The following is a 17,467-nucleotide window of genomic DNA, read 5'->3' on the forward strand; positions in this document are numbered from 1 at the left end:
GGCGGCCGTCCCCTCCCGGGGGCGGCCGCCGTCGTCGGTCAGGAGAGGTCGCCCACCGCGGCGACGACGCGTCAGCGGCGCGGTGTCCGACGGCGCTCGTCGTCGCCACCGAGAGCGGCACCGAGCGCCGCGAGCACGAGCAGGTCCACCACGAGCCCCGCGACGCCGACCCACTGCAGCGCGCGGAACACGAGGAGCTGGGTGAGCAGGAGCGAGACGAGCACGCCGCGCCGGACCCACACGGCGCCGGCCCGGCGGTCCTCGGGCCGCCCGCGGCGGGACACCACGACGCCCACGACGACGCACGCGACCGTCGCAGCGACGCCCGCGGCGATGCCGGCCCCGACCCAGGTGGGCACGTCGACGTCGCCGACCAGCACGCGCAGCCCCGCGAGCAGCGAGCCCAGCGCCGTCCCGAGCACGAGCACGACCACGACGACGGCGGCCCAGCGGCGCTGGAGCGTCTGCGCGAACCACGCCGACGAGCGCCGCACGAGGGCACGCACCGGGTCGGGCACGTCCACGTCGTCGCGCGGCACGGCCTCGACGAGCGCCGCGACCTCGTCGGTCGTCGGCTCGCCGCGGCCCAGCGCGACGAGCGCGCGGGCCTCCTCGCGCGCGTCGTCGGTGAACCCGCCGGCGACGCCCGCGACGGCGCGGTCGGTGGCGACGGCCAGGTACTCGGCCGGGTGGTGGCGCCGCCACCCGTGCAGCGCCTCGACGACGAGGACGAGCACGACGACCGTCGCGTAGATGAGCGCCGCCGTCGGCTCGTAGAAGTAGTCGTTGTCCGCGGTGACGAACTTGCCGATCTCGTCGACGAACAGCCCGAACCCGATCCCGCCCACGAACGCGCCGAGCGAGCGCAGCGCCGGGCCCACGAAGGACAGCAGCAGCACGAGGGCGAGCGCCATGCCGAGCCCGCCCCACAGCACGTGCGCGACGTGCAGGTCTCCCCCGCCGACCTGCGGGTACCCCGACGCCGCGAGGAAGAACCGCGTCACGAGCACCGTCGCGACGGCGACCACGAGGAACGTCACGACGTGCCGCACGGCCGCGGTGTCCCGGGCCGCGCCGAGGCGCAGGGCGCGGCTCCGCCGGGAGGTCCCGGCGGAGGCGCGCCCCGTGCCCGTGCTCACCGCTTGCGCTTCTCCCGCACGCGGACGCTGATCTCGATGGGCGATCCCTCGAACCCGAACGTCTCGCGCAGGCGGCGCTCGATGAACCGGCGGTAGCCCGCCTCGAGGAACCCGGTCGCGAACACGACGAACCGCGGCGGGCGCGTCGAGGCCTGCGTCGCGAAGAGGATGCGGGGCTGCTTGCCTCCGCGCAGCGGGTGGGGGTGGGCGGCCACGAGCTCGCCGAGGAACGCGTTGAGGCGGCCCGTCGGGATGCGCGTGTCCCAGGAGTCGAGCGCGCGCTCCATCGCCGGGGCGAGGCGGTCGGTGTGCCAGCCGGTGCGGGCCGACACGTTGACGCGCGGCGCCCACTGCACCTGCACGAGGTCCTTCTCGATCTCGCGCTCGAGGTACGGGCGACGGTCGTCGTCCATGAGGTCCCACTTGTTGTACGCGATGACGAGCGCGCGGCCCGCGTCCACGACCTGGGAGATGACGCGCGTGTCCTGCTCGGTGAGCGGCACGGACGCGTCCACGAGCACGACGGCGAGCTCCGCCTTCTCGATCGCGGCCTGCGTGCGCAGCGACGCGTAGAAGTCGGCACCCTTCGTCTGGTGCACGCGGCGCCGGATGCCGGCGGTGTCGACGAGGACGTACGGGACGTCCTTGATCGTCACGAGCTCGTCGACGGGGTCGCGCGTCGTGCCGGCGATCTCGTCGACGACGACGCGGTCGGCGCCCGCGAGCTTGTTCAGCAGCGAGGACTTGCCGACGTTCGGGCGCCCGACGAGCGCGACGCGCCGCGGCCCGGTCGGCCGTACCTCGCCGTGCTCGGACTCCGTGGGCAGCGCCGCCATCGCGGCGTCGAGCAGGTCGCCCGTCCCGCGGCCGTGCAGCGCGGACACGGGGTGCGGCTCGCCGAGGCCCAGGCTCCACAGGTACGCGGCGTCCGCCTCGCCCGACTGCCCGTCGACCTTGTTGGCGCACAGGACGACAGGCTTGCCCGACTCGCGCAGGAGGCGCACGACGCGCTCGTCCGTCGCGGTCGCGCCGACGGTCGCGTCGACGACGAAGAGCACCGCGTCGGCGAGGGAGATCGCGACCTCGGCCTGCTCGGCGACCTTGGACTCGATGCCCGCGACGTCGACCTCCCAGCCGCCGGTGTCGACGAGCGTGAAGCGGCGCCCGGCCCAGTCGGCGGGGTAGCTCACGCGGTCGCGCGTGACGCCCGGCTTGTCCTCGACGACGGCCTCGCGGCGGCCGAGGATGCGGTTGACGAGCGTCGACTTGCCGACGTTCGGGCGCCCGACCACGGCGAGCACGGGCAGGGGCGCCTCGGGCGCCGCGCCGTCGAGCGCGTCCTCGTCGGCGTCGAGCAGCGCGAGGTCGGCGTCCTCGAGCTCGTAGTCGTCGAGTCCGGCGCGCAGCGCGCGCTCGCGCGCCTCGTCGTCCGCGGCGTCCGCGGGCGCCAGGGGCTCCTCGGCCTGACCGACGGCGTCGGTCCGTCCGGGCGTGCCGGGCTGGGCGGGGTCGGGTGTGGTCATGGGGTCCATTCTCCCAGGCCGCGGGCCAGGCTCCGAACCGGGCCGCGGGCGCGTCGTGCGGGCGCCCGTCCGGCGGGCCCGGCGTCAGCCCGCGGCACCGTCCCGGCGGGCGGCGAGCCGCGCGACGACGGCCCGCACGACGTCGTCGGGCACGGGCTCCGCGAGCGGGAACCGCAGCGTGCCCTTGCCGTCCTGGTAGCGCGCGATGCGGCGCGCCAGCGCGTCGTCGACCTCGGGCACGGGGTAGAGCGAGACGTGGTGGGCCCAGCCCGCGAGGTAGACGACGTACCGGCCGTCGCGCGTGAAGGTCGGGATGCCGTAGCTGATGCGCTCGCCCAGGCCGGGCACCGTGTCGTGCACCACGGCGCGCAGGTGCGCGACGACCTCGCGCGCGTCCGGGGCGAGCGTCGCGAGGTACTCGTCGACGGTCGTGGGCTTGCCGGGCGGCTCGGCCATGCGTGCTCCCTCCCCCGCGGGCGGCGCCTGCCCGGCCCTGCGACGGGGCGTCGGCGCCTGAGCGCGAACCTACCGCGCGGCGGGCGTGCCCGCGAGGCGCACGAGCACGACCCCGGCGACGACGAGCACGCCGCCCGCGGCCTGCACGAGGCTCGGCACCTCGCCGAGCAGGAGCCACGCGATGGCGACGGCGAACAGCACCTCGGACAGCCCGACGAACGACGCGAGGCGCTCGCCCATGCGCACGGTCGCGGCGACGCCGGACACGTAGGCGAACGCCGTCGCGACGAGCACGACGACCGCGAGGGGGACGTACCAGGGCGCGGGCGAGCCGAGGAGCGTGACGTCGACGAGCGGGGCGGCGAAGGGCAGCACGCCCGCGAGCGCCGCCGCGCCGAGCGCGAGCGCCCCGACGCCGAGCCCGCTCGCGGCGAGCGCGACGGGCGGCAGGCGCGTCGGGCGCGCGGACAGCACGAAGTAGGCGCCCAGCCCTACCGCCGCGCCGAGCGCGAGGAGGACGCCGAGGAGGTCGGGGCGGGCGCCGCCCGGGTCGACGACGAGCACGAGCCCGAGGACCGCGACGGCGCAGCCCGCGAGCGTGAGCCGGGGCGGCACGTGGCGCGTGCGGGCCCAGGCGAGGCCGACGAGCAGCACGGGCGCGAGGTACTCGACGAGCAGCGCGATGCCGACGGGCATCCGCGCGACGGCCGCGAAGTAGCACAGCTGGGTCCCCGCGACGGCGACGAGGCCGAACCCGAGGACGAGCCGCCACTCCTCCCGCAGGAGGCGGTGGCTGCCGCGCAGGGCGACGGCCGCGACCGGGGCGAGGACGAGCGCCGAGCACAGGGCGCGCGCGAAGACGGCGGCGCCCGGCGTCCAGCCCGCCTCGAGGAGCGGCTTGACGAACGGGCCGCTCGCGCCGAACGCGAGGGCCGACGCGAGCCCGACGAGCAGACCGGTGCCCGGGCGGTCGCCCACCACGTGCGCCACCGGGCGGTCCGTCCTCACGACGTCGGCCGGTCCCCGCGCGGGTCGTCCAGCGGCAGCGCCACGCCGGTCAGCGCGACGGTGTCGGCGACCAGCTCGGCGAGCGCGGTGCGGATGCGCTCGTTCGCGTCCTCGAGCGCCTGCTTGCCGCTCACCCCGGGCGCGCGCTCGACGGTGAGCGGCTCGCCGAAGCGGACGACGAGCCGACGGCGCAGACCGGGGATCCGGTTGACGCCCTCGCCCGCGCGGCGCGTGCCGAGCACGGCGACGGGCACCACGCGGGCGTGGCCGTTGAGCGCGAGCCACGCGACCCCGGCACGCGCAGAGGTGGCGTCGCCGCGCCCGCGGGCGCCCTCGGGGAAGACGCCGACCGCGCCGCCGCGCCGCAGCACGCCGAGCCCGGCCGCGAGCGCGGGGCGCCCGCCGGTGCGGTCCACGGGGATCTGCCCGGCGGCGCGCAGCACCCAGCCGACCGGCCCGGTGAACATCTCCTCCTTGACGAGGACGTGCAGCGGGCGCGGTGCGACCCCGAGGACGAGCGGCCCGTCGACGACGCCGGTGTGGTTCGCGGCGAGCACGACGGGGCCGTCGGCCGGGACGTGCTCCGCGCCGACGACCTCCGTCGCCCACACGACGCGCGCGAGGAAGCGGCCCACCCAGCGCGACCACGCCGGCCCGGCGGGCGAGGGGACGCCGTCTCCCGTGCCGCGGCTCACGAGCCCTGGCGCGGACCGACCACCCGCCCGGTGACCTGCTCGACCACGGAGAGCACCGCGTCGATCGTCTGCTCCAGGTCGAGGTCGGACGAGTCGACGGTCACGACGCCGTCGGCCGCGACCTGGAACTGCGAGACCGTCGCGTCGTCGCGGTCGCGCCGCAGCACCTGGTCCTTCGTCGCCTCGACGGCGGCCGCGTCGGCCGTCCCGTGCACGTCGAGCGAGCGGCGCGCGAGGCGGGCCTCCTCGCTCGCGGTGAGGAGCACGCGCACGTCGGCATCGGGGGCGACGACCGTCGTGATGTCCCGGCCCTCCGCCACGACGCCGCGGCCGCCCGCGAAGCCCGCGTTCGTGCGCTCGGCCTCGATGACCGCACGCTGGAGGCGCCGCAGCTCGGCCCGCACCGCGAGGTTGGTCGCGACGGCACTCACGGCCGTCGAGATCTCGGTCGAGCGGATCGCCTCGCCGACGTCCGTCCCGTCCACGTGGACGGTCGGACCGGACGGGTCGAGGCCCATGACGAGCGGCATGACGCGCACGGCGTGCGCGACGGCGTCCTGGTCGGCGAGGTCCTCGCCGCGGTGCAGGCACCACCAGGTGGCGGCGCGGTACATCGCGCCCGTGTCGAGGTAGGCGAGGCCGAGGCGGCGCGCGACGCCCTTCGACACGCTCGACTTGCCCGAACCCGACGGCCCGTCGATGGCGACCGTCAGCGCGCCGTCGGCGCGACCGTCCCCCGCGCCCGGCGTCCCCGCGCTCACTGGGCCAGGTCCTTGCGCAGCGCCGTCGCCCCGTGCAGGTACACGTGCTGGACCGCCGAGCGGTCGACGTCGAGCTCCGCGTGCGCCATGAGGCGCACCACGCGCGGCAGCGCGCCGGGCACCGCGATCTCCGTCGCGCACATGAGCGGCACGTCGCCGAGGCCCATCTCGCGCGCCGCGGCGGCCGGGAAGTCGGCCACCAGGTCGGGGGTGCACGTGAAGAGGATCGAGATGAGCGCGCCGGTGTCGACGGCGTTCGCGTCGAGCACCTCCTGGACGAGCTCGCGCGTGCGCGCGAACAGGTGCTCGCGCTCGTCGGCGTCGAGCTGGGTCGCGCCCCGGATCGCCCGGACCGGCATGGATGGTGCTCCTTCGTGCGGGACGGCCCGCCTCGCGGCGGTCCGTCGGGGTGGTGGTGGGACGCGCAGGCCTAGAGCCCGACGCCCGCCATGAGCGTGCCGAGCTCGGTGCGGCCGAGGACGCGCGTCGTGCCGGGGCGCAGGTTGCCGAGCGCGATCGGCCCGATGCGCGTGCGCACGAGGCGCGTCACGGGGTAGCCGACCTCTTCGAACATGCGCCGCACGACGCGGTTGCGCCCCGAGTGCAGCACGACCTCGATCATCGTCTGGTCCGCGACCTGGTCGACGACGCGGTACGCGTCCGCCCGCACGACGCCGTCCTCGAGCTCGATCCCGTGCAGGAACTTGTTCGCGACGTTGCCCGCGACCTTGCCGCGCACCGTGACGAGGTACGTCTTGGCCACCTCGTGCGACGGGTGCGCGAGGTGGTTCGCGAGCTCGCCGTCGTTCGTGAGGAGCAGCAGGCCCTCGCTGTCCGCGTCGAGGCGGCCCACGTGGAACAGGCGCTCGGGCCGGTCGGCGACGAGCTCCGCGACGGACGGACGACCGTCCGGGTCGTGCATCGTCGACACGACGCCGCGCGGCTTGTTGAGGGCGAGCGTCACGCGCGAGGAGTCGAGCTGCAGGCGCATCCCGTCCACGTGCACGACGGCGCGGGCCGGGTCGACCCGCACGCCCAGCTCGGTGACCCGCACGCCGTCCACCTCGACACGGCCCTGCGCGATGAGGTCCTCGCACGCGCGACGCGAGCCCAGCCCGGCCGACGCGAGCACCTTCTGCAGGCGCACGCCGTCCTCGACGTGCACGTCGCGCTGGGGCTCGCTGGGCTGCCCGCGCACGGGACGGCGCGGCCGTCCCGCCGCCTGGCCGGCGCGGGGCGCCGACGTGCCGCGACCCGCGGCAGGGCGACCCCGACCGGCGGCCGCGCCGCGGCCCGCACCGGTCGCCCGACCGGCCTGGCCACGACCGGCGCCCTGCTCCCGGCCCTCGCCCGCGCCGCGGCCCGCGGACGAGCCCTGCGCGGACGAGCCGCCGCGCCGGGGCGCGCCGCCCGCGCGTGCGCCGTCGCCGCCCCGTGGGCCGCCGCGCCGCGCGTCGCCGTTCCCGCCGCGGCGTGCGTCGCCCGCCCCGTCGCGGGGCGTGCGCCCGCGCCCTCCGTCGCCGGAGCGGCGTCCGTCCTTCGAGCTCATGCGTGTCCTTCGTCCGTCGGTCCGTGCGTGACGTCGTGCGTCACGCCGGGTGTCGTGGCGGTCGGCGCCGGTGCGCCGTCCGTGTCGTCAGCCGCGACGTCGGGAGCGTCCGTCGGCGCCGCGACGCCCGTCGGACGCGCGGGAGCGCGCAGGTCGGCGAGCCCGTCGAGGCCCTCGAGGTCGTCCATGTCCGGCAGGTGCGGCGCGAGCGGGGGGAGCTCGTCGAGCGACGTGAAGCCCATGCGCTCGAGGAAGTACCCCGTGGTGCCGAAGAGGCCGGCGCCGGTGTGCGGGTCCTGGCCGACCTCGGCCACGAGCCCGCGCGCCACGAGCGTGCGCACCACGCCGTCCACGTTGACCCCTCGCACCGCCGACACCTGGCCGCGGCTGACCGGTTGACGGTACGCGATCACGGCCAGAGTCTCCAACGCCGCCTGCGTGAGCCGGGCCGTCTGGCCGCCCTGCACGAACCTGCCCACGACCTCGGCGTGCGCGGGCGCGGAGTACACACGCCACCCGCCGCCCGCCGCGCGCAGCTCGAACCCGCGGGGCCGACCCCCGTCGTCGCCGCGGTACTCGGCCGCGAGCTCGTGCAGCGCGTCCAGCACCTCGTCGACCGGGACCGCGAGCGCCGCCGCGAGCTCGACCGGCGGGATCGGCTCGTCCGCGACCATGAGCACGGCCTCGAGCGCGGACGGCAGACCGCCCGGGAGGTCGTGCACAGCGGGCGGGCGCGCGTCGTCCGGGGCCGGGCCGTCGTCGGGCTGCGTCACGCGGGGACCTCCTGGTCGGTGGTGGCGAGGGCGTCCGTCAGGTCGGGCTCGTCGCCCTCGTCGAACTCGCTGCCGACGTCGGCGAGCGGCCGCTCGGCCGCGTCGTCGTCGCCCGACCACCGCACGGTGAGCTCGCCGAGCGGCGTCACCTGGTCGAACGCGACGAGCGCCTGGCGGAACAGCTCGAGGAGCGCGAGGAACCGCGCGACGACCACGGCGGTCTCCCCCGCGTCGGCGACGAGGGCGCGGAACGTCGTCGTGCCGTGGCTGCGCACGCGGTCGACGACGATCCCCGCCTGCTCGCGCACGCTGACGGCGGGGGCGTGCAGGTGGTCGAGCGAGACGCCGGGCGGCGGCGCCTTGGGGGCGAGCGCGCGGGCCGCGAGCACGGCGAGCTGGTCCGGCCCCATGGTCCACACGAGCTCGGGCAGCAGGGCGGCCAGGTGCGGCTCGAGCTGCACGACGCGCGGGAACCGGCGCCCGGCGCTCTCGAACCGCTCGGCGAGCAGGCCCGACACGTCCTTGTACGCGCGGTACTGCAGCAGCCGGGCGAACAGCAGGTCGCGGGCCTCCAGCAGCGCCAGGTCCTCGTCGTCCTCGACGCTGCCCGTCGGCAGCAGCCGGGCCGCCTTGAGGTCGAGCAGCGTCGCGGCGACGACGAGGAACTCGCTCGCGGTGCCGAGGTCCCAGCCGGGGTGGTCCTCCCCCGCGGCCCGCGCGACGGCGGCGGCGCGCTCGGCCGCGCGGATGTACGCGATGAAGTCGTCCGTCACGCGCGCGAGCGCGACCTCGGTGATGTCGAGCTTGTGCTTCGTGATGAGCGACAGCAGCAGGTCGAAGGGCCCGCTGAAGTTGTCGAGCCGGACCTCGAACCCGGCCCGCGCGGGCGGCTCCGTCGGTGGTGGCGGCTCAGGCGGCGTCGCCACGGGCGACCAGCTCCCGGGCGAGCTGCCGATACGCGACGGCGCCCGGGTGGTTCGGCGCGTACACGGTGATGGGCTCGGCCGCGACGGACGCGTCCGGGAACTTCACGGTGCGCCCGATCACGGTGTGGAGCAGCTTGTCGCCGAACGCCTCGTGCACGCGCGCCACGACCTCGCGCGAGTGCAGCGTCCGCGAGTCGAACATCGTGGCGAGGATGCCGTCGACGTCGAGGCGCGGGTTGAGCCGGTCGCGCACCTTCTCGATCGTCTCGACGAGCAGCGCGACGCCGCGCAGCGCGAAGAACTCGCACTCGAGCGGGATGAGCACGCCGTGCGCGGCGGTGAGCGCGTTCACGGTGAGCAGGCCGAGCGAGGGCTGGCAGTCGACGAGGATCACGTCGTAGTCGTCCACGACCGGGCGCAGGACGCGCGACAGGACGGACTCGCGGGCGACCTCCCCCACGAGCTGCACCTCGGCGGCCGAGAGGTCGATGTTCGCGGGCAGCAGGTCGAGGTTCTCGACGTCGGTGCTCACGAGCACGTCGTGGATGTCCGCGCCGCGCTCCATGAGCAGGTTGTAGACCGTGCGGTCGAGCTCGTGCGGGTTGACGCCGAGGCCGACGGACGCGGCGCCCTGCGGGTCGAAGTCGACGAGCAGGACCTTGCGCCCGTAATCGGCGAGCGCAGCGCCCAGGTTGATGGTGGTCGTCGTCTTGCCGACGCCGCCCTTCTGGTTGCACATGGCGATGATGCGGCCCGGGCCGTGCGCGGCGAGCGAGGCCGGGACGGGGAACTCCGGCAGGGTGCGGCCGACGACGTCGACGCGCGGCTCGGCGGCGGCACGGTCCGCGGGCTGCTCGACGGGGCGGTCGGCGGGAGGCGCCGCGTCCCCCTCGGCGGAGGTCTGCGGGACGACCGGACGGACGGCGTCGCCGTGCGAGCCGTGCGCGTCGCGCGTCTCGGGCTGGGTCTCGGCCTGGCTGCTCACGTCCGCCACGGTATCGCAGGACCTCGCCCGGGCCGGTGCGTACGCGCCCGCGCGCCGCGTTCCGGGGCGACGTGGCGCGGCGGTACTGGCGGCGGTGCCGGGGGGGGCGCTATGGCCCCGTCGTGGCGCGGGATCAGCCCAGCGCGCGGGGGTGCGCGGCCGCGTAGACCTCGCGCAGCGTGTCGGGCGTCACGAGCGTGTAGATCTGGGTCGTGGTGACCGACGCGTGGCCCAGCAGCTCCTGCACGACGCGCACGTCCGCGCCGCCGGCGAGCAGGTGCGTCGCGAACGAGTGCCGCAGCGTGTGCGGCGAGATGCGTTCGGGGTGCTCGATCCCGGCGCGCTCGGCCGCGGTGCGCAGCACGGCCCACGCGCTCTGCCGGGACAGGCGCGCGCCGCGCGTGTTGAGGAACACCGCGGGCGTCCCCCGCCCGTTCGCGGCGAGCGCGGCGCGCCCGCGCACGAGGTAGGCGTCGAGGGCGCGGCGCGCGAACGACCCGACGGGCACCACGCGCTCCTTGCCGCCCTTCCCCAGGAGGCGCACGGCGCCGCTGTCGAGGTCCAGGTCGTCGACGTCGAGGCTCACCGCCTCGGTGATGCGCGCGCCGGTCGAGTACACGAGCTCCAGGAGCGCGCGGTCGCGCAGGGGGCCGGGCCCGTCCCCGGCGCCGGACGCCTCGAGGATGCGCGCGACCTCGTCGGTCGAGATCGCCTTCGGCAGCCGCCTGCCCTGGGCGGGCGGGCGGACGTCGGCCGACGCGTCGGCGTCGGCCAGGCCCTCGGCCGCGCAGAATCGGTGCCAGCCGCGCACGGCCGCCACCGACCGGGCGGTCGACGACGGCGACAGGGGCGCGCCGCCGTCGGCCCCGGTGCGCAGCGCGGTGACGTAGTCGGCGACGTCGTCCGCCTCGACGTCGCGCACGGCGTGGTTCCCGCGCGACGCGAGGAACGCGACGTAGCGCGCGAGGTCGCGGCGGTAGGCCGCGACCGTGTTGGCGGACAGCCCGCGCTCGACGGCGAGGTGCGCCAGGTACTCGCGCGCGGCGCGGTCCAGCGCCTCGGGCACGTGGGCCTCGCCGGGGCTCATGGCGTCACTGCCCGCCCGGGACGACCGGGCTCACAGCGGCAGGAAGACGTCGACCGCCACCGCGACGAAGAGCAGGGTCAGGTACGTGATGGACGCGTGGAAGACCTTCATCTCCCCCACCTTGCCGCCCTTGCCGTCGGCCTTGTCGCGCGCCCGGCGGAGCATCGTCACGCACGACGACAGGAACCAGGCGCCCAGGGCCGTGGCGACGACGCCGTAGACCCAGGTCATGCCGGCGAGCGGCCACAGCGCGAGCGACGAGGCGACCATCGCGACGCCGTAGAGGATCATCTCGCGCGCGACCCGGCTGTCGTCCGCGACGACGGGGAGCATCGGGACGCCCGCGTTCGCGTAGTCGCGCTTGAACTTCATCGACAGCGGCCAGTAGTGCGGCGGGGTCCAGAAGAAGATGACGAGGAACAGCGCGAGCGCCGCCCAGCTCAGCGAGCCCGTGACCGCCGACCAGCCGATGAGCACCGGCATGCAGCCCGCGATACCGCCCCACACGATGTTCTGCGGGGTGCGGCGCTTGAGGATCATCGTGTAGCCGACGACGTAGATCGCGATCGCCGCGAACGTCAGCCACGCGGAGACGACGTTGACCAGCAGCGCGAACCAGACCAGCGACACCACGCCGAGGACCGTCGCGAACACGAGCGCCGCGCGCGGGGTGATCTCGCCCGTGACGAGCGGGCGCCGCTTGGTGCGGTTCATGACCTCGTCGATGTCGCGGTCGAGGTAGCAGTTGTAGACGTTCGCGGAGGCCGCGGCGAGCGTGCCGCCGACGAGCGTCGCGAGGATGAGGCCCAGCCCGGGCAGCCCGCCCTGCGCCAGGAACATCGTCGGGACCGTCGTGACGAGGAGGAGCTCGATGATGCGCGGCTTGGTGAGGGCGACGTAGGCGCCGACCCGCTCGCGCAGCGCGCGGGTCGCGCTGGCGACCTCGGCCGTCGGGGCGACGGGGGTCGCGGGGGCCGTCGGAGAGGACGGCTGCTGGGTCGACGCGGCGCTCGACGGGCTTCCGGTCCCGTCGATCGGTGCCTGGCTCGTGGTGTGCACGCGCTTCGGTGTTCCGTTCTGAGGTGGGGGGCGAGCTGGGACGGACCGCCGGTCGTCCTCGCTCATCGTACGTCCCCGCCTGCGCGGGGGCCGACCGGACGGGCCGGGCGATTGTGTGACATCCGACCGAAATCCAGCACGTGGGCACCGCCCGGCCGGGAACGGCGCGCGCGTATAGGCTGGTGCCCGCGACCGTCCCGCGTCGGACCGCCCGCCACGGACGTGGCCTCCGGGCCGCGCGACGGGCACCGGGCCGCCCCGCCCCCTGAGGCGCGAGGCCGGGAAATGTTCAACGGTTGCTTCGAGTTGTCGCGAGGATCCGGGGCGCGCGCTCCGGACGGGAATGAGGTTCGGTGAACGCGTTGTCCCCTGCTCACACGCCCCTGGACTGGACGGACCTGGACGACCGGGCCGTCAAGACGATCAAGGCGCTCGCCGCCGACGCCGTGGAGAAGGTGGGCAACGGCCACCCGGGCACCGCGATCTCGCTGGCCCCCGCCGCGTACCTGCTGTTCCAGAAGGTCATGCGCCACGACCCGTCCGACGACCACTGGGTCGGTCGCGACCGGTTCGTGCTCTCCGCGGGCCACTCGTCGCTGACGATCTACCTCCAGCTCTTCCTCGCCGGGTACGGCCTGGAGATGGAGGACATCGAGGCGCTGCGCACGTGGGGCTCCAAGACCCCCGGCCACCCCGAGTACAAGCACACCCGCGGCGTCGAGATCACGACCGGCCCGCTCGGCCAGGGCCTCGCGTCGTCGGTCGGCATGGCGTTCGCGGCGCGCCGCGAGCGCGGCCTGCTCGACCCGTCGACCACGCCGGGCGAGTCGCCGTTCGACCACCACGTGTACGTCATCGCCTCCGACGGCGACCTGCAGGAGGGCGTGACGAGCGAGGCCTCCTCGCTCGCGGGCCACCAGCAGCTCGGCAACCTCGTCGTGATCTGGGACGACAACAAGATCTCGATCGAGGACGACACGGACATCGCGTTCACCGAGGACGTCCTCGCGCGCTACGCCGCGTACGGCTGGCACACCCAGCGCGTCGACTGGACCAACGGGGGCACCGGTTACGCGGAGGACGTCGACGCGCTGCACGCCGCGATCGAGGCCGCCAAGGCCGAGACGGGCAAGCCGTCGATCATCGCGCTGCGCACGATCATCGGATACCCGTCGCCCACGAAGCAGAACACCGGCGGCATCCACGGCTCCGCCATGGGCGCCGACGAGATCAAGGGCCTCAAGGTCGAGCTCGGCCTCGACCCCGAGGCGAGCTTCGCGATCGACGACGAGGTGCTCGCGTACACGCGCGCCGTCGGCGAGCGCCAGGCCGACGCCCGCGCCGCCTGGGACCGGGCGTTCGAGGCGTGGAAGACGGCGAACCCGTCCGGCGCGGAGCTGCTCGACCGCCTCTCGCGCCGCGAGCTCCCGGCCGGCTGGGAGGACGCGCTGCCCACCTTCGAGGCGGGCAAGGCCGTCGCGACGCGCTCCGCGTCCGGCAAGGTCCTCACCGCGCTCAAGGACGTGCTGCCCGAGCTCTGGGGCGGCTCCGCCGACCTCGCGGGCTCGAACAACACGACGATGGACGGTGAGCCGTCGTTCGTGCCGGCCGAGCACGCGACGAAGAAGTTCCCGGGCCACGAGTACGGCCGCACGCTGCACTTCGGCATCCGCGAGCACGCCATGGGCGCGATCCTCAACGGCATCGTCCTGCACGGCGGCACCCGCGCCTACGGCGGCACGTTCCTCCAGTTCAGCGACTACATGCGTCCCGCCGTCCGGCTCGCCGCCCTCATGGAGATCCCGACGACGTTCGTGTGGACGCACGACTCGATCGGTCTCGGCGAGGACGGCCCGACGCACCAGCCCGTCGAGCACCTCGCGGCGCTGCGCGCGATCCCGGGCCTCGACGTCGTGCGCCCGGCCGACGCGAACGAGACCGCGTGGGCGTGGCGCACCGTGCTCGAGAACACCGAGCGCCCGGCGGGCCTCATCCTCACGCGCCAGAACGTGCCGACGTTCCCGCGCGGGACCGACGGCTACGCCGACGCGTCCGGCACGGCGCGCGGCGGCTACGTGCTGCTCGACACCGAGGGCACGCCGGACGTCATCCTCATCGGCACCGGCTCCGAGGTGCAGCTCGCCGTCGAGGCGCGCGAGATCCTCGCGGCCGAGGGCGTGCAGGCGCGCGTCGTGTCCCTGCCGAGCCGCGAGTGGTTCGACGGCCAGGACGACGCCTACCGCGAGTCGGTCCTGCCGTCCGCCGTCCGCGCGCGCGTCTCGGTCGAGGCGGGCGTCGCGCAGGGCTGGCGCGAGCTCGTCGGCGACGCCGGCCGCTCCGTGAGCCTCGAGCACTACGGCGCGTCCGCGGACTACCAGGTGCTGTACCGCGAGTTCGGCATCACGTCCGAGGCCGTCGCGACGGCGGCGCGCGAGTCGATCGCCGCGGCGCGCGGCGGCGACGCCCCGGGCGCCGAGCCCACCCCCTCGGAGGGCGGCACTGGCGACCTGCGCTGACCCTTCGTAGATTCCGAGGTGGGGCCGTGCACGCGGCCCCACCTCGGGACACCCCGGACGACCGTCACGAGCGGCGACCCGGGCGCACGCCCGCAGCGAGAGCACCACGAGAGGAAGTCCGATGACGCAGCCCACCACCGTCCCCGGCCCCATCGAGCAGCTCACGGGAGCGGGCGTGTCGATCTGGCTCGACGACCTCTCCCGAGAACGGCTGCGCACCGGAAACCTCGCCGACCTGGTGGCGACGCGCGGCGTCGTCGGCGTGACCACGAACCCCACGATCTTCGCGTCGGCGCTCGCGAAGGGCGACGCCTACGACGCCCAGCTCGCCGACCTCGCGGCCGCAGGCACCGACGACGCGGCCGTGGAGGCCGCCGTCGAGCGCATCACGACGGACGACGTGCGCGCCGCCGCCGACCTCCTGCGCCCCGTCTACGACGCCACCGACGGCGTCGACGGGCGCGTCTCGATCGAGGTCGACCCGCGCCTCGCCCACGACGCCGACGCGACGGTCGTCACGGCGGAGCGCCTGTGGCGCACGATCGACCGCCCGAACGTCTACATCAAGATCCCGGCGACCGTCGCGGGCCTCGACGCGATCACGCGCACGCTCGCGCAGGGCATCAGCGTCAACGTGACCCTCATCTTCTCCCTCGCGCGCTACCGCGCGGTCATGGAGGCGTTCGCGATCGGGCTGGAGCAGGCGCGCGCCGACGGCGTGGACCTCGCGCCCGTGGGCTCCGTCGCCTCGTTCTTCGTCTCGCGCGTCGACACCGCGGTGGACGCCGCGCTCGAGAAGGTCGGGACGCCCGAGGCGCTCGACCTGCGCGGGCAGACCGCCGTGGCGAACGCGCGCCTCGCGTTCGAGGCCTACGAGGAGTTCCGCCAGACGGACCGCTGGCGCTCGCTCGTCGCGTCCGGCGCGCAGCCCCAGCGTCCCCTGTGGGCGTCGACGGGCGTGAAGAACCCCGAGTACCGCGACACGATGTACGTCGACGAGCTCGTCACGGACGGCGTCGTCAACACCATGCCCGAGGCGACGCTCCAGGCGTTCGCGGACCACGGCGTCGTGACGGGCGACACGGTCACCGGCACGGCGACCGCGTCGCGGCGCACGATCGAGACCGTCGAGTCGTTCGGCGTCTCCCTCGTCGAGGTCACCGACCGCCTCGAGGCCGAGGGCGTGCGCAAGTTCGAGGACAGCTGGACCGAGCTCCTCGCCACGACGCGCGACAACCTGCGCCGCCTCGCCTCCTCCTGACCCCGGCGCGCGGCCGGCGTCCCGGCCGCGCGTCCGACCTGCGGGAACGGCGGCGCACCCCGTCGCGACGCCCCTATGATCCGCAGACGCCCCAGTCCTTCTGCAGTCCTCCGACCCCTCCCCGAACGGAACGGTGCCACCAGGTGAGACCGGCCAAGATCACGCCAGAGCACAACCCTCTGCGCGACCCCCTCGACCTGCGCCTGCCCCGGATCGCGGGCCCGTGCGGGCTCGTCATCTTCGGCGTCACGGGCGACCTCGCCCGCAAGAAGCTCATGCCCGCGGTCTACGACCTCGCCAACCGCGGCCTGCTCCCCCCGGGCTTCGCGCTCACGGGCTTCGCGCGCCGCGACTGGGAGGACCAGGACTTCGCGCAGGTCGTGCACGACGCCGTCAAGGAGCACGCGCGCACGCCGTTCCGCGAGGCGACGTGGCGCCAGCTCTCCGAGGGTATCCGGTTCGTCCAGGGCTCGTTCGACGACGACGAGGCGTTCGAGCGCCTGCGCGAGACGGTCGAGACGCTCGACGCCGAGCGCGGCACGGGCGGCAACCACGCGTTCTACCTGTCGGTCCCGCCGAGCGCGTTCCCCGTCGTGTGCCGCCAGCTCGCCGAGTCGGGGCTGTCCCGCTCGGCGGAGGACGCGTGGCGGCGCGTGGTCATCGAGAAGCCGTTCGGCCACGACCTCGCGAGCGCGCGCGAGCTCGACGCCGTCGTGTCGGAGGTCTTCCCTCCCGACTCGGTCTTCCGCATCGACCACTACCTCGGCAAGGAGACGGTCCAGAACCTCCTCGCCCTGCGCTTCGCCAACCAGATGTTCGAGCCCATCTGGAACGCGAACTACGTCGACCACGTGCAGATCACGATGGCCGAGGACATCGGCATCGGGGGCCGCGCCGGCTACTACGACGGCATCGGCGCCGCGCGCGACGTCATCCAGAACCACCTGCTCCAGCTCCTCGCGCTCGTCGCGATGGAGGAGCCGGTGTCGTTCGACGCGCCCTCCCTGCGGGCCGAGAAGATCAAGGCGCTCTCCGCCGTGCGCCTCCCGCGCGAGCTGTCCCGGCACACCGCCCGCGGGCAGTACGCCGCCGGCTGGCAGGGCGGCGAGGAGGTCATCGGCTTCCTCGAGGAGGACGGCATCCCCGACACCTCCACCACGGAGACGTACGCGGCGGTCCGCGTCGACATCGACAACCGCCGCTGGGCGGGCGTCCCGTTCTACCTGCGCACGGGCAAGCGCCTCGGGCGGCGCGTGACCGAGGTCGCCGTCGTGTTCAAGAAGGCCCCGCACCTGCCGTTCGAGAGCTCGCAGGCGTCGGACCTCGGGAACAACGCGCTCGTGATCCGCGTCCAGCCGGACGAGGGCGTGACGATGCGCTTCGGCGCCAAGGTCCCGGGCACCGCGATGGAGGTCCGCGACGTGACGATGGACTTCGGCTACGGGCACGCGTTCACGGAGTCGTCGCCGGAGGCGTACGAGCGCCTCATCCTCGACGTCCTGCTCGGCGACCCGCCGCTGTTCCCCACGCGCGAGGAGGTCGAGCTCTCCTGGAAGATCCTCGACCCGATCACCGCGCACTGGGCGGCGAAGGGCAAGCCCGAGCCGTACCGGTCGGGCACGTGGGGGCCGGAGTCCGCCGACGCGATGCTCGCGCGCGACGGCCGCGCCTGGCGGCGCCCGTGACCGCGCCGGCGCCCGCCGAGCGGGCCGCGCGCACCCGAGAGACC

General features: G+C 75.2%; 16 protein-coding genes. 3 read left to right on the forward strand and 13 right to left on the reverse strand.

The window, feature by feature from the left end; translation table 11 throughout:
* Positions 1-71: 71 nt before the first annotated feature.
* From B9L22_RS11515 to B9L22_RS11575, 13 genes are all read right to left on the reverse strand, one after another.
* On the reverse strand, positions 72-1,139 hold the full coding sequence (locus tag B9L22_RS11515; RefSeq protein WP_086150469.1) for a hypothetical protein: 1,068 nt from the start codon (positions 1,137-1,139) through the stop codon (positions 72-74).
* On the reverse strand, positions 1,136-2,671 hold the full coding sequence (der, locus tag B9L22_RS11520; RefSeq protein WP_082774637.1) for a ribosome biogenesis GTPase Der: 1,536 nt from the start codon (positions 2,669-2,671) through the stop codon (positions 1,136-1,138). The genes B9L22_RS11515 and der overlap by 4 nt, the downstream gene beginning before the upstream one ends.
* 75 nt (positions 2,672-2,746) lie before the next feature.
* Positions 2,747-3,118 (reverse strand): iron chaperone, encoded by a 372-nt coding sequence (locus B9L22_RS11525; protein WP_043656988.1) that lies wholly within the window; start codon positions 3,116-3,118, stop codon positions 2,747-2,749.
* A 69-nt stretch (positions 3,119-3,187) separates the two neighbouring features.
* The gene (locus tag B9L22_RS11530) at positions 3,188-4,108 is read right to left on the reverse strand and encodes an EamA family transporter (RefSeq protein WP_198947281.1); all 921 of its coding nucleotides are present in this window, start codon (positions 4,106-4,108) and stop codon (positions 3,188-3,190) included.
* A gap of 14 nt (positions 4,109-4,122) precedes the next feature.
* On the reverse strand, positions 4,123-4,821 hold the full coding sequence (locus B9L22_RS11535) for a 1-acyl-sn-glycerol-3-phosphate acyltransferase (protein WP_086150470.1): 699 nt from the start codon (positions 4,819-4,821) through the stop codon (positions 4,123-4,125).
* Complete coding sequence (cmk, locus tag B9L22_RS11540) at positions 4,818-5,582, reverse strand: (d)CMP kinase (RefSeq protein ID WP_233140054.1); 765 nt, start codon at positions 5,580-5,582, stop codon at positions 4,818-4,820. The genes B9L22_RS11535 and cmk overlap by 4 nt, the downstream gene beginning before the upstream one ends.
* Entirely contained in the window at positions 5,579-5,941 is a 363-nt protein-coding gene (gene aroH / locus B9L22_RS11545) for a chorismate mutase (RefSeq protein WP_086150471.1), read from the reverse strand. Before aroH ends, cmk begins: the two co-directional genes overlap by 4 nt.
* Positions 5,942-6,012: 71 nt before the next feature.
* Positions 6,013-7,131: a pseudouridine synthase gene (locus B9L22_RS11550; protein WP_086150472.1), complete on the reverse strand. Its 1,119-nt coding sequence runs from the start codon at positions 7,129-7,131 to the stop codon at positions 6,013-6,015.
* Positions 7,128-7,904: an SMC-Scp complex subunit ScpB gene (locus tag B9L22_RS11555; protein ID WP_233140056.1), complete on the reverse strand. Its 777-nt coding sequence runs from the start codon at positions 7,902-7,904 to the stop codon at positions 7,128-7,130. The genes B9L22_RS11550 and B9L22_RS11555 overlap by 4 nt, the downstream gene beginning before the upstream one ends.
* Positions 7,901-8,830: a ScpA family protein gene (locus B9L22_RS11560; RefSeq protein WP_086150473.1), complete on the reverse strand. Its 930-nt coding sequence runs from the start codon at positions 8,828-8,830 to the stop codon at positions 7,901-7,903. The genes B9L22_RS11555 and B9L22_RS11560 overlap by 4 nt, the downstream gene beginning before the upstream one ends.
* Entirely contained in the window at positions 8,814-9,629 is an 816-nt protein-coding gene (locus B9L22_RS11565) for a ParA family protein (RefSeq protein ID WP_198947297.1), read from the reverse strand. Before B9L22_RS11565 ends, B9L22_RS11560 begins: the two co-directional genes overlap by 17 nt.
* Before the next feature lie 319 nt (positions 9,630-9,948).
* Entirely contained in the window at positions 9,949-10,902 is a 954-nt protein-coding gene (gene xerD, locus B9L22_RS11570) for a site-specific tyrosine recombinase XerD (RefSeq protein WP_074806651.1), read from the reverse strand.
* A 30-nt stretch (positions 10,903-10,932) separates the two neighbouring features.
* Entirely contained in the window at positions 10,933-11,961 is a 1,029-nt protein-coding gene (locus tag B9L22_RS11575) for a heme o synthase (protein ID WP_228485351.1), read from the reverse strand.
* Between the two features lie 353 nt (positions 11,962-12,314).
* Here B9L22_RS11575 and tkt point away from each other — a divergent pair, with 353 nt between their 5' ends.
* The 3 genes from tkt (at position 12,315) to zwf (ending at position 17,423) form a co-directional block, all read left to right on the forward strand.
* Positions 12,315-14,477 carry a transketolase gene (gene tkt / locus B9L22_RS11580; protein WP_086150475.1) on the forward strand — a complete coding sequence of 721 codons (2,163 nt, stop codon included), beginning with the start codon at positions 12,315-12,317 and terminating at the stop codon, positions 14,475-14,477.
* 121 nt (positions 14,478-14,598) lie between these two features.
* On the forward strand, positions 14,599-15,738 hold the full coding sequence (gene tal / locus B9L22_RS11585; RefSeq protein WP_086150476.1) for a transaldolase: 1,140 nt from the start codon (positions 14,599-14,601) through the stop codon (positions 15,736-15,738).
* 143 nt (positions 15,739-15,881) lie between these two features.
* Complete coding sequence (gene zwf, locus B9L22_RS11590) at positions 15,882-17,423, forward strand: glucose-6-phosphate dehydrogenase (protein WP_085387885.1); 1,542 nt, start codon at positions 15,882-15,884, stop codon at positions 17,421-17,423.
* The last annotated feature ends 44 nt before the right edge of the window (positions 17,424-17,467 follow it).

This window comes from Cellulosimicrobium sp. KWT-B, from assembly GCF_002127155.1.
GTDB lineage: Bacteria > Actinomycetota > Actinomycetes > Actinomycetales > Cellulomonadaceae > Cellulosimicrobium > Cellulosimicrobium funkei.

What these genes read in the sequence shown, in the direction of transcription:
- xerD (WP_074806651.1), bottom strand. Translation starts at nt 10,902, where the DNA reads ATGAGCCCCGGCGAGGCCCACGTGCCCGAGGCGCTGGACCGCGCCGCG.
- B9L22_RS11525 (WP_043656988.1), bottom strand. Translation starts at nt 3,118, where the DNA reads ATGGCCGAGCCGCCCGGCAAGCCCACGACCGTCGACGAGTACCTCGCG.
- aroH (WP_086150471.1), bottom strand. Translation starts at nt 5,941, where the DNA reads ATGCCGGTCCGGGCGATCCGGGGCGCGACCCAGCTCGACGCCGACGAG.
- der (WP_082774637.1), bottom strand. Translation starts at nt 2,671, where the DNA reads ATGGACCCCATGACCACACCCGACCCCGCCCAGCCCGGCACGCCCGGA.
- tal (WP_086150476.1), top strand. Translation starts at nt 14,599, where the DNA reads ATGACGCAGCCCACCACCGTCCCCGGCCCCATCGAGCAGCTCACGGGA.
- B9L22_RS11550 (WP_086150472.1), bottom strand. Translation starts at nt 7,131, where the DNA reads ATGAGCTCGAAGGACGGACGCCGCTCCGGCGACGGAGGGCGCGGGCGC.